The 13,034-nt window shown below is 41.9% G+C and carries 12 protein-coding genes; 11 read left to right on the top strand and 1 reads right to left on the bottom strand.

Features of this window, described 5'->3' with window-relative positions:
• Positions 1–113: 113 nt before the first annotated feature.
• The 4 genes from A3K91_RS14115 (at position 114) to A3K91_RS10545 (ending at position 1,381) form a co-directional block, all read left to right on the top strand.
• Positions 114–284, top strand: coding sequence for a hypothetical protein (locus A3K91_RS14115; RefSeq protein WP_167541801.1), 171 nt, complete (start codon positions 114–116; stop codon positions 282–284).
• A gap of 92 nt (positions 285–376) precedes the next feature.
• Positions 377–631 carry a hypothetical protein gene (locus A3K91_RS10555; protein ID WP_099046706.1) on the top strand — a complete coding sequence of 85 codons (255 nt, stop codon included), beginning with the start codon at positions 377–379 and terminating at the stop codon, positions 629–631.
• A 102-nt stretch (positions 632–733) separates the two neighbouring features.
• Entirely contained in the window at positions 734–1,114 is a 381-nt protein-coding gene (locus tag A3K91_RS10550) for a hypothetical protein (protein WP_062845221.1), read from the top strand.
• A 60-nt stretch (positions 1,115–1,174) separates the two neighbouring features.
• On the top strand, positions 1,175–1,381 hold the full coding sequence (locus tag A3K91_RS10545) for a hypothetical protein (RefSeq protein WP_062845220.1): 207 nt from the start codon (positions 1,175–1,177) through the stop codon (positions 1,379–1,381).
• 153 nt (positions 1,382–1,534) lie between these two features.
• Here the strand turns inward: A3K91_RS10545 and A3K91_RS10540 are convergent, their stop codons facing one another.
• On the bottom strand, positions 1,535–2,272 hold the full coding sequence (locus tag A3K91_RS10540) for a MiaE family protein (protein ID WP_416231970.1): 738 nt from the start codon (positions 2,270–2,272) through the stop codon (positions 1,535–1,537).
• A gap of 525 nt (positions 2,273–2,797) precedes the next feature.
• On the opposite strand from A3K91_RS10540, the gene A3K91_RS10535 reads away from it, so the two are divergent.
• From A3K91_RS10535 to A3K91_RS10505, 7 genes are all read left to right on the top strand, one after another.
• On the top strand, positions 2,798–4,996 hold the full coding sequence (locus tag A3K91_RS10535; protein ID WP_062845219.1) for a malate synthase G: 2,199 nt from the start codon (positions 2,798–2,800) through the stop codon (positions 4,994–4,996).
• A gap of 543 nt (positions 4,997–5,539) precedes the next feature.
• Complete coding sequence (locus A3K91_RS10530) at positions 5,540–6,631, top strand: porin (RefSeq protein ID WP_062845218.1); 1,092 nt, start codon at positions 5,540–5,542, stop codon at positions 6,629–6,631.
• A gap of 192 nt (positions 6,632–6,823) precedes the next feature.
• Entirely contained in the window at positions 6,824–8,458 is a 1,635-nt protein-coding gene (locus A3K91_RS10525) for a CTP synthase (protein ID WP_062845217.1), read from the top strand.
• 240 nt (positions 8,459–8,698) lie between these two features.
• A complete protein-coding gene (kdsA, locus tag A3K91_RS10520) occupies positions 8,699–9,574 on the top strand; it encodes a 3-deoxy-8-phosphooctulonate synthase (RefSeq protein ID WP_062845216.1) in 876 nt (291 codons plus the stop codon).
• 19 nt (positions 9,575–9,593) lie between these two features.
• Positions 9,594–9,848 carry a heavy-metal-associated domain-containing protein gene (locus A3K91_RS10515; protein WP_062845215.1) on the top strand — a complete coding sequence of 85 codons (255 nt, stop codon included), beginning with the start codon at positions 9,594–9,596 and terminating at the stop codon, positions 9,846–9,848.
• Between the two features lie 98 nt (positions 9,849–9,946).
• Positions 9,947–10,171, top strand: a complete 225-nt coding sequence (locus A3K91_RS10510) for a heavy-metal-associated domain-containing protein (protein ID WP_062845214.1) — start codon at positions 9,947–9,949, stop codon at positions 10,169–10,171.
• 214 nt (positions 10,172–10,385) lie between these two features.
• Complete coding sequence (locus A3K91_RS10505) at positions 10,386–12,743, top strand: heavy metal translocating P-type ATPase (RefSeq protein ID WP_062845213.1); 2,358 nt, start codon at positions 10,386–10,388, stop codon at positions 12,741–12,743.
• Positions 12,744–13,034: the final 291 nt, after the last annotated feature.

Here is a 13,034-nt window from a genome sequence, read left to right as displayed (position 1 = left end):
GAAGCAGCATTCGTCTACGGACTATGTTTTAAAAAATTCGTAGATCTACCACTATAGTTCAAAAGTGATATATAAAATCATAAACTTAGCAATAATAACAATAGGAACAGATTATGAGTAATACTAATAATGATAGCTCAGATATTGATAAAGCAGCGGCGCAAGCAGACAGTCAGAAAATTGCAGAGAACCTTGAAGAAACCAAAGAAGTAAACAAGCCTGAATCGTTAAGCGAAGAAGAGCAAACACCATTTATTGAAGATGACTTGCGTACAGACAAATAGCTTTACTGGTTTTTTCTTAAGTAATTTTCTTTTAAATGTAATGTGAGATTTAACCATTTAATGAAAGTTTGCGCTATAAAACTGAGGAGCGAATGATGTCAATCAATAATCATCCAAACGGTGAAGAAGCCGTACCAGTTAGAGATCCAGCTGAGTCGCACATCGATAATTCTAAAGACAGTTATGAAGGTCGAAAATATCAGCCAAATATCGATGGACCTGAGCAAGACTCACAAGAAACAGATGAGATATATGTAGATCCTCGTAAAGAAGAAGACTTACCCGCAGGTGGCAAAAATGTTGCCGATTTAAACGCTTATGATTTAAGTCAAAAAGGCAATGAATAACAGAAGAATATGATGAGCCATACATGTGATAAGTCATAAAAGTGCGCGAGTATTTTAAACGTATGAACAACCAGATCTAATAATAATGATAAGGATATAATAATGGAAACCAAAGACCCTGCGCTAACCAAATCTCGAATTGCAGAAACCGAGGCGCATCAAACAGTTGATGAAAGCCATATTGGGAATACTCATCCTAGTAATCACGATGAGATTGATGAAAATCTCACTGAGAATAAAGGCACAGATACCTTTACAGAAGATGTAGTTGACTCAGAACATGTGAATGATAATGACAACCCAGCTCGCCAACCTGATCGCCGCGATCAAGACAGCAATGGCTTTGATGACAATATTAATGAAGATACTGTTGGGAGTGAAGCCCCTGATAGCTACAATGTTAATGACATGAATCGTTATGCCAATATCGATAATGCTCAGACACGCGTACTAAATCCTGATCAAAAGAATAGCAACAGATAACGAAGAATAGGATTTCGGTAAGAAGCCATATCAACATGGAATACATACTAAGGAATAAAGATGAGCTTACCCGATGATGATAAACAAGAAAAGAATACTGGCCATCAGTTAAAAGATGCGGATGACAATAATGGTATTGTTCCTGATGATGCATTGCAAAAAGTAAACCCAGCAGCGGCTGAGAGAGCTACTGAAGATCATGACCCGCACCGTATTGCCAAAGACCATAAGCAGTACGATAGTCCATTGATGGAAAGTGATAAGTAACCGTGCACTATCTAGCAGTCTCTCTATTTTGTAGTATAACCAATTCATTATGCACTGATATATAAAAGGTATAGTCACTATCTCGAACACGTCGTTCGAGATAGTGACTATACCTTTTTTAGTTACATTAATAATAAACTAGCTGAGTGTGAGCTAGACAGGTGCGCCACTATGAAAACGTAACTCAGTATCGGGGCTTGATATCAGTTCCGCCTCTACTTCTTTAAAGAAGGCCACGCGCTCATCGATACTATCTTCTGACAGCGATTGCGCCAATGCCAGATAATCCTCAAAATGACGACTCTCTGACTTTAGTAAGTAGCAATAGTATTTTGCCAAACGCTCGTCATTGATCACTTCAGCTAACGCTGCAAACCGTTCGCACGAACGCGCTTCGATAAATGCGCCAATAATGAGGACATCTATCATGGCTGCTGGCTCGTAAGTACGCTTATGTTTTAGCATTCCTTTGGCATAACGCCCAGCACTGAGATATTCCCAATCTTGTCCTCGATCATTCATGATACCGAGCACTTGCTCATAATGTAGCATCTCTTCTCTGATCAATTGTGCCAACTTACACTGCAAATCATAAGAAAACTCATAGCGGAACATCATATTCATTGCGGTACCAGCCGCCTTTTTTTCACAGTTGGCATGATCCTGTATGATCAAAGGCAAATTTGCAATCGCTGCATCGACCCAAGACTGTGTGGTTCTAGCGCCCAAAAAGTCATAAACAAAAGACAAATCTACTTTGATGGGCGTGCGCAGTTTTGCGATATCGACACTATCTTCTGCTATATCATTGCTGGTATCAACTGCGTTATTCATACCATTGTTAGTGACGTTAACAGGGTCATGCCTTACATTTTTGCTTTCTTTATTCATAGTATTGGTCATAGTTGAATGTATTTATGTCGTAATCGGGTGCAAATATTGAGCAAAGTATATTTCAGCAGGAATTGCGTTATCGATAATAATTCGCTTTATATCTATATATTAATTTTCGACCGAAGAGTATGGGTAAAACTCTTTAGGACAGATGATGCATAGAGTATCATTAATATACAACCCCAATATTTACTTGGTGAATGGTGTTTTCTTGTTTATTTCTTTATTTGATAGTAGGATGAGATTTTGCTCTATTGTACTTAATTTTATTAACGACGTACTTTAATTGCCAGTCATATAGACTGATTAATAGTCCTGCAATAAGGAATGGTACATATTATAGCAATTGCCACTGCGATATAAATAGCAGAAAGTAGGATGAGATCTGTTTATATCTATTTGAGTCAAAGAAATTTTGCGTCGTATGTCATCCAAGTTAGGAACCAATGCCAGATCGTCACTGTTTATCATTGTGGTAGCAATTCGTATTAACACACCTCACGTACAGATAAGGATAACAACATGAGTCAGTCTTCTAACGCCAATCGTATTCAAAAAGGCATTCTTGCCATCGACCAGCAGTTATATGACTTTATTGAAAACGAAGTACTGCCAAAAGTCGGTGTTGATTCAGAGAGTTATTGGTCGGGTTTTGAAAAGGTTATCAAAGAGTTTACGCCACGCAATAAGGCGCTACTAGAGACTCGTGACAAGATTCAAGCACAAATTGATCGGTGGCATCTACAACACCCTGCCAAGGATGGTCAAATCGATTATCCTGCCTATAAAACGTTCTTGCAAGATATTGGTTACTTACTGCCAGAAGGTGATGACTTTGCGGTTAGTACAGAAAATGTCGATGACGAAATTGCACATATTGCAGGACCTCAGTTGGTCGTACCAGTACGTAATGCTCGCTATGCTCTAAATGCTACCAATGCACGCTGGGGCAGCTTATATGATGCCCTATATGGTACAGACGTTATCAGCGATGATAATGGTCAAGAAGCGAAGGGCAGCTACAATCCAACTCGCGGTGCTGCTGTTGTTGCTTACGCCAAACAGTTTTTAGATGACAACTTTACTTTAGCATCAGGCTCATACGTTGATGTAACAGGCTTTAAAGTGGCTGATGGTCAACTTGAAGTGGTTCAAGGCGATAGTCGTACGTCATTAAAAGATTCTGCGCAGTTTGTTGGTTTTGTTGATGAAGCAGAAAATCCAACGGGTATTTTGCTAAAAAATAATGGCCTGCATGTAGAGATTCAGATTGATGCCAGCCATCCAGTCGGTAAAGACGATCCGGCTAATATCAATGATGTGCTCCTTGAGTCAGCGATTACCGCAATTCAAGATTGTGAAGACTCAGTTGCTGCGGTCGATGCAGAGGAAAAAGTAGAGGTATATCGCAACTGGTTTGGTTTGATGAATGGCGACTTACAAGAGACCTTCGAAAAAGGCGGCAAGACTCGTACACGTAAGCAAAACCCAGACCGTGAATATAATACACCAGACGGCGGCAAGCTTATCTTGCCAGGTCGCTCATTGCTATTGATCCGTAATGTCGGTCATTTAATGCAAAACCCTGCTATTTTAGTCGATTTGGGTGATGGCTTAGAGGAAATCTTCGAAGGTCTGATGGATGGCTTGGTTACTCCACTATTGTCGCTCAATGATCTTAACGGTAGAAACGAGTTATCGAATTCACGTAAGGGTTCCATGTATATCGTTAAACCAAAAATGCATGGTCCAGAAGAAGTCAAAATGGCCAATGATTTTTTTAATGCCTCAGAGGATTTATTAGGCTTAAAACGTTACAGTCTTAAAATTGGAATTATGGATGAAGAGCGTCGCATGACGGTCAATCTAAAAGAGGCCATTCGCCAAGCGAAAGAGCGTGTAATCTTTATTAATACAGGCTTTTTAGACCGTACTGGTGATGAGATGCATACCAGCATGAATGCAGGTCCATTTGTGCCAAAAGGGGAGATGAAATCACAAGCTTGGCAACCAGCCTACGAGCAATGGAACGTCGACATTGGTTTAGAGACAGGTCTACAGGGGCATGCTCAGATTGGCAAAGGAATGTGGGCAAAGCCTGACGAGATGAAAGAGATGATGGAGACCAAAATGGCGCATCCTCAATCAGGCGCTACGACGGCTTGGGTACCATCACCCACAGGGGCAACCTTGCATAGTATCCATTATCACCAAGTAAATGTTGCTGACGTACAGGATCGCTTAAAGTCGCGTGAGCGTGCAAGTTTGGATGATATCTTGACCATTCCATTGGCAAAAGACACCAATTGGACAGAAGAGCAAAAACAGCAAGAATTGGAAAATAATGCGCAAGGGATTTTGGGTTACGTTGTACGCTGGGTCAATCAAGGGGTTGGATGCTCTAAGGTGCCCGATGTCGATGATGTGGGGCTAATGGAAGACCGAGCGACTTTGCGCATCTCAAGTCAACATATTGCCAACTGGTTGCATCATGACGTGGTGAGCGAGCAGCAGGTGATAGAGACGATGAAGCGCATGGCCAAAGTCGTTGATGAGCAAAATGCAGCCGACAGCGAGTATCAACCGATGGCAGACAATTTTGATGGCTCTTATGCTTTTAAGGCCGCTTGTGATTTGATATTTAAAGGACGCGAGCAACCTAGCGGTTACACTGAGCCACTATTGCATCAAGCCCGTCTCGATTTGAAGGCAAACAGCTAAGCTTATTTCCTTTTATTGCACCTAATAATAAAATATATCGTTTTTGTTAGCGCTATTTATTCGTAGATAAATAGCGCGTTATTTACGATGGTAAGGGTATATTCGTTAAGGTGGTTTCAATTTATTAGTAATAATATTAATCAATAGAATCCTTATCTAGTTGACTGGATAGGGATTTTTTTTGGCGCTTTGATTATTGAGTGATAATTTTACGATGATAAATTGATAAGTTTAAAAAGCGAAAAAATATGTTGCAAATTATGTCAAAGTTGTTATGCTTGTACTCGAAGTATGAGTTTGGTAACGGATGTTACGCAACAGACCGATAAAGACCTAAGTTTACATGGCAGTTACTTTTTTAATCCCAGTTATGTAAGTCATGGTTTTTTTCATCTTACTGTAATAGAACTTCGCCACACTTGTTTCTGACTAATCTCGGTAGCCAGTTACACATTATATCTTTGAGGATTTGTGACGATACCATTGTGAGCACCAGCTAATAATAGCTCGCTTATTACTAAAATTGTAAAGTGGAGATACCCCATGAAAAAACTACTTTTAGCTACAGCAGTTGCTGCCCTATCTGTATCTGCAGCCAATGCAGCACCTACTGTCTATGGTAAAGCATTCTTAGCGGCTGATTATGTTAATACCGATTTTGATTCAAACACAGGTTTTCCTGCTTTCAACTATGATGAAGATACAGTAGAGATTAACTCTCATGCTTCACGTATCGGTATCAAAGGCTCTGAAGCCATGACTGCTAACACTGATGTTATCTATCAGTTAGAGTATGGCACGCGCATCGATGGTGATAACAATGGTTTCACTAACCGTGATACGTATCTTGGTGTTGTAAACAAGCAGTTTGGTGAGGTCCGTGTTGGTAAAAACCAATCAAGCTTAGCTAGTATTGACAATGTTGTTGTTGGTCAAGGTTACTGGGATAACCTAGGTACTACACAAAATGAAAACGAAGCTGTTGATGCATTGAACATGGCGGATAGTAACCGTATCCCAAGTTCAGTGATTTGGACTGCGCCTAAGTATGATGGCCTACCATTACAATTTACAGCAATGTATAGCTCTGACGATGCAAACAACAATGATAATGCTGGTTTCGGTGTTGCTGCTATGTTTGATCAAGGCACAGGCTTTACTGCTGGTATTGCATATGACAAAGATCAAAACATTGAGGGTGATATCATCCGTGCTACAACTAGTGTTGATCTAGGTAAATATATCGCAGCGCCTGTAACACTTGGTGTTTTATATCAAGTAGCTGATTATGATGGTGTTGATAACTCAAGCGATAGTAAGAAAGAAAAAGGTTTAATTGTTAGTGGTCAAATGGGCTTAACTAACTTTGCTCGTCCAGCTTCTATTTATGCTCAGTACAACAACACTAGCAACCTAAACGGTTTTAATAACTCTGATTCAGACCAAATCGTTGTTGGTGGTAAATACTTCTTTAAAGACAACATCATCATGCATGCTTATGCTGGTATGAATAAAGCTGATAATGCTGCTTATACATGGACTGATAGTTCACGTGAAGAGAATGATCAATTAGTTCGCACGTCTGGCGATGCTAAAGTAGTTGTAATTGGTACTGGTCTAGAATACAAATTCTAATCTAACCATTAGAATCTGATTATAAAACTCATCCTTCGGGGTGAGTTTTTTTGTTATGTCTGTTTCCAATAACGAATACGTTATAATAGAGACGGGTTGAAAACGAAGAGTTTTAAAGAGTTTTTGTTTTGCCCTATATTTTATGACGTATTTTTAGTAAAATCCTTCTTTACCAATTACCGACAGAATACTATGACCAAGTTTATATTTGTGACCGGTGGGGTAGTGTCCTCACTAGGAAAAGGTATCACCGCAGCCTCTCTTGCAGCGGTCTTAGAAGCACGTGGCGTGACCGTCACAATGACCAAGATGGATCCGTATATCAACGTTGATCCAGGTACGATGAGCCCGTTTCAGCATGGCGAAGTGTTTGTCACCGAAGATGGTGCAGAGACGGATTTAGATTTGGGTTATTACGAGCGCTTTTTACGTCATTCAAAAATGAGTAAGAGCAACAACTTCACCAGTGGTCGTATCTACCAAAATGTTCTCAATAAAGAGCGTCGTGGCGAATATCTTGGTGGCACGGTACAAGTTATCCCTCACATCACCGATGAGATTAAAAATAAAATCTTAGCCAGTGGTGAAGGTTACGACATTGCTATCATCGAGATTGGTGGTACTGTCGGTGACATCGAATCTTTACCTTTTATGGAAGCGGTACGTCAAATGCAAGTAGAGCTTGGTCGTAATAGAGCCATGCTCATGCATCTAACGCTGGTTCCTTATATTGCAAGTGCAGGCGAAACCAAAACCAAACCAACGCAGCATTCAGTAAAAGAGCTGCGTTCTATTGGCTTACAGCCAGACATCTTGATCTGTCGCTCTGATCACCATATCTCGCAAGACAACCGCCGTAAGATTGCTTTATTTACCAACGTTGAAGAGCGTGCAGTCATCATGTGTGAAGACGCACAGAGCATCTATCAAATACCGCGCACCCTTCATGAGCAAGATCTTGATGATCTAATCTGTGAGCGCTTTGGTCTTAATGTGCCAGAAGCAGATTTGAGCGATTGGGATAAAGTAGTCGAAGCTCAGCTCAATCCTGAAGAGACAGTGACCGTGGCAATGGTTGGTAAGTATGTCGAGCTGCCTGATGCTTATAAGTCTATTAACGAGGCGTTGTTACATGCAGGTATCACGCATAAGCTTGATGTAAAAATCGACTATATCGATGCTGAGCTTTTAGAAAGCGATGACAGTCTGTTTGCTCGTTTGAGCCACGCTGATGCAATCTTAGTGCCAGGTGGATTTGGTGAACGTGGTACCAATGGCAAAATAAAAGCCATTACTTATGCACGTGAAAACAAGGTTCCCTATCTAGGAATCTGCCTTGGTATGCAGTTGGCTGTGATCGAGTACGCTCGTAATGTGCTTAAGATTGATGCCAACTCTTCTGAGTTTGATCGCAAAACCGCAGAGCCTATTATCGGTCTTATCACTGAATGGTTAGATGAGCGCGGTGAGCTACAGATTCGCAGCGATGATTCTGATCTTGGTGGTACAATGCGTCTGGGCGCGCAGCAAGCCGAATTGGTTTCTGGTAGTAAGCTAAGCCAAATTTATGGTGCTAACAATATCACTGAGCGTCACCGTCATCGTTATGAGATGAACAACCGCTACATAGAGCCACTAGAGCAATCAGGTATGACGATTTCAGGGTACTCTGCTAAGCAGCATTTAGTAGAGTCTGTAGAGATCCCTGAGCATCCATGGTTTATCGCGGTACAGTTCCATCCAGAATTTACCAGCTCACCACGCGGTGGTCATCCACTGTTTAATAGCTTTGCAAAAGCAGCAAAAAACTTCAGCGACACTAAGTAATTGTAGAATGTAAACAACCCTTAGAATTGTATCGCTCTATGTATATTAAAAAAGACTGATCTTCGGATTGGTCTTTTTTTGTGGGTGTATTTTTGTATTTGTATCTGGGACAGAGATTTTGATTTTAAATCAGCAATAATGGCGAATATTGGGTAATTACGCTTGTACACTTTTTTTAACGACGCTATCGGTTACAATATGGGATAGAAATATTGATAACAATAAAGAGGAAACTTTTTAATGGAAAATTCATTAACGGCACAATCACATATTGACCTTAATACGCCTGATAACAAAACCATCCATATTGGTAACGATCAGCCATTTGTATTGTTTGGCGGCATGAACGTATTAGAGTCAAAAGAATTGGCGTTTGAGATTGCTGAGCAATACGTCGAGATATGTCAACGTTTGGGTATCGGCTATGTGTTTAAAGCCAGTTTTGATAAAGCCAATCGCTCAAGCTTACACTCTTATCGTGGTCCTGGACTCGCGCAAGGCATAGATTGGCTGGGTCAAATCAAAGAAAAATTTCAAGTACCCATCATCACAGATGTGCATGAACCACATCAAGCGGCACCAGTGGCTGAAGTGGCTGATATTATTCAGCTGCCTGCGTTTTTGTCACGTCAGACAGATCTGGTACATGCGATGGCAAAGACCGATGCCATTATTAATATCAAAAAAGCACAGTTTTTAGCGCCTCATGAGATGCGTCATATTGTTAATAAATGCCTTGAAGGCGGTAACAACAAGCTCATACTGTGTGAGCGCGGTAGTGCCTTTGGTTATAACAATCTGGTCGTGGATATGCTGGGCTTTGATACGATGAAGCAGATGGATATACCAGTATTCTTTGATGTGACGCATAGTTTGCAGCAGCCAGGCGCACGTAGTGACAGTGCGGGCGGTCGCCGAGAGCAAATCACAACATTGGCACGTGCAGGTATGGCCACAGGATTGGCAGGGCTATTTTTAGAGGCTCACCCAAACCCAGAAGACGCAAAATGCGATGGTCCTTGTGCGTTGAGAATGAACCAGTTAGAGCCATTTTTGTGTCAGCTTAAGCAAATTGATGACTTGGTCAAAGGTTTTGACATTCTCGATACGCATTAATGAAGTAGGAGATAACACCATGGCAATAAAGATTGCACAGGTAAGTATTGAAAACATCGATGATGCTAACGGGTTAGACAGTGTGATGACAGCCTTGAAGAATATCTCGGGCGTTATGGACATTGAGCTGGATACAGCGAGCCACACGGCGCATGTACGCTACGATGATACAGACACGAGCATTCATGCTTTGACTGCTGCCATTAGTATGGTGGATTATGTCACTCAGCCATTTCCCATCGATGCACCGCAAAATCCACACTATAATGATTGAGCCTTGTGTTACTACCAATACGACTGATACTGGTTTAGTAATAGTATTAATGAATACGTAAAAAAAGATTATTTACCAAGAAAAATAAGGAGCCTACTATGGCAGACCAAACGCGCATTATTAAAATCGAAGGGATGACTTGTGGTGGCTGCGTTGCAAGCGTTCACAATGCTACCGCAGATATTGATGGTTTAAATGATATGAGCATTGAGCTTGCTGACAATCAAGCCACAGTCACCTTTGATGATAGTAAGACAAGTGCAGAAGCAATCGCTGCGGCTATCGATGACGCAGGCTTTGATGCAACCGTCGCTAATTCATAAGTTTTGTCCTTTATTTAAAAACCAGCTGTCATGGCTGGTTTTTTAGTGATTAAAAATTGGCACTGCCTGTTTATTTTTTTAAGACGAATTGACTATAAACCGTTCAAATAAAACCGATAGTTTGAGAATGTAATAGTTGTTTGATTTAAATCTCTCCACCCATTGTTGTTTTTATGGCTTATACCTTGTGTAAACGCCATAACGAGTCCTATTTATGAATGATTCCCATACTGATAACCATCACACCTACGACGTCGATACCGATATTCAATCCAATACAAAAATCACGCCACAGCGTGCCCATCTACAACTTGCGATTGAAGGCATGACCTGTCAGGCATGCGCTTCACGCATTGAAAAGGTGCTGAACAAGAAGCCCTCAGTACATGAGGTCAATGTGAATTTTGCAGGCGAGACGGCAAATGTGGATTATGATCCTACGCAGACGACGCCAGAGCAAATCACAGAATGGGTGAACAAAACGGGTTTTGTTGCCAATCTGCAGGCAGCTGATAGTCTTTTTTCACAAACGGATGAAGATACAGCGACGCAGTATCCATGGCGTTTGATTGGGCTATGGATTTGCTTATTGCCCTTTTTAATTGGTATGGCTGGCATGCTGACAGGTCAGGGGATGGCATGGATGCCAGCTATTTGGCTTCAGTTTGTTTTAGCCACGATTGTACAGTTTGGTTTTGCCCTACCGTTCTATAAGAGTGCGTGGGCCTCAATTAAAGGCGGTCTTGCCAATATGGATGTGTTGGTGGTCATTGGTACAGTGACCATTTGGGCGTACTCAACTTACCTGTGGCTCACTCATGGTGATGGCAGCTTAAATAGCTTGCTGCAAACCAGTCATGCAGTTGGTCACGGCATTGACCACGGTCCTGCTGTTTATTTTGAAGCAGGTGTGATGGTTATTGCCTTTGTACGGACAGGTAAATATCTGGAAGAGCGCACCAAAAAGCACAGTTTAAACAGTATTGATTTATTATTGTCATTGACGCCAGATGAGGTCGAGCGCCAGCAGTCCAATGGTGAGTTTCATTCTGTTGCACTCAAAGACATTCAAATAGGCGATATCCTGCGCGTCAAGCAAGGTAGCCGCGTAGCCACTGATGGTACGGTTATCGATGGAAGCGGCTGGTGTGAGGAAAGTCATTTAACTGGTGAATCGGTGCCACTCAAAAAAGATGTGGGCGATGGGCTGCTGGCAGGGGCGTTGCTAGAAAATGGTAGCTTGCTGTATCGCGTCAGTGCCAAAGGCAGCGATACCAAGTTGGGGGACATGGTACAAGCATTGAGTGAAGCTCAAGGCTCAAAAGCCAATTTGGCACGTCTTGCGGACAAAGTAACCGCCATCTTTGTTCCTGTCGTGGTTGCCATTGCTTTGGTTACTTTTGGACTGACATGGTGGTTGACAGGAATGATGGAGACGGCCTTGATGCATGCCGTATCGGTCTTGGTCATTGCTTGTCCTTGTGCATTAGGGCTGGCAACACCAGCCGCGATTATGGCTGGTATGGGTGTCGCCGCGCGTCATGGCGTTTGGTTTAAAGATGCTCAAAGTTTGGAAGCCGCTGGTAATATCGATACGGTGGTACTTGATAAAACTGGCACCTTGACGATGGGTAAACCTACCATTGTCGATCAAGTGATGGTAGATAAATCATTAGCCGTCGACGATGTCTTACAAATTGCAGCCAGCGTTGAGGCTCATGCCAGTCATCCGTTAGCGACAGCACTAATCAACGCAGCTGCAAAACGTGATTTGCCATTACTACCTGTGACTGATATCAATGTCATCAAAGGGGCAGGCATTCAAGCACAGATTGATGGGCTTGGACTGGTTAAAGTCGGTACAGCAGAGTTTGCAAGTCTAACGCTACCCAAGTTTATGCCAAAAGCATGGCAAATTGCCAGTACAGTGGCAGTCAGTATCAACGATGAACCCCTTGGTGCATTTGCGTTGGCTGATGATTTAAAAGCCGATACGCCGCAAGCCATCACTGCATTACAAGAGTCTGGCCTTCATGTGATTTTGATGAGCGGTGATAAGCAATCTGTCGTTAACCATGTCGCAGGGCAGCTAGGTATCGAACAAGCATACGGTAAAATGAGTCCACGTGACAAAGCCAGCCAAATTGCGCGATTACAAACCGCCGGTCATAAAGTTGCGATGGCAGGAGATGGGGTAAACGATGCGCCCGCAATGGCAACTGCAGATGCCAGCTTTGCTATGTTTGAAGGGAGCGATGTGGCACAATATAGTGCCTCCGCTCGGTTGATGGGTGAGTCGCTCATGCATATTGATGCGGCTCAAAAAATTGCGCAAGCAACGCTGCGTAATATCAAACAGAACCTATTTTTTGCTTTCATTTATAATTGTCTGGGTATTCCGCTGGCTGCATTTGGTTTTTTGAATCCTATGATTGCAGCGGCTGCGATGGCACTTAGCTCCATCTCAGTACTAATGAATGCATTACGGTTGACACGGTTTAAAACCAAGGTAGTGCTCGACAATACTGTCTCTGCTACTCATACTAAGACAAATCATCCAAAAACAGTCTGATGACGATGCTTTTCTGAATAATAGGTTGTACTGAAGACAGACCATAACAGCAGACATTTCGGTTTGCCTAAGCTACTTATATTTAAAATTAGAGCTGCAAGTCAGTGTAAGATAAGGGAAGTTTGATAAAAAATATGCTATGATGCCAAGCAATATAGCTGGCTGTCATAGTACTAAACAGCGTTTAGATGCTGCTTAAACGGACCAATTTGACCAATACACAAATCGGTCTTAGATATAGGTGCTATAAGGCAGTTTGCTTTAACTTTTTTGTATTCTATTTGCCGTTAT

Source organism: Psychrobacter alimentarius, from assembly GCF_001606025.1.
Taxonomy (GTDB): Bacteria; Pseudomonadota; Gammaproteobacteria; order Pseudomonadales; family Moraxellaceae; genus Psychrobacter; species Psychrobacter alimentarius.
Note: the sequence above shows the minus strand (reverse complement) of the source record. Positions and strands in the feature narration are given on the sequence as shown.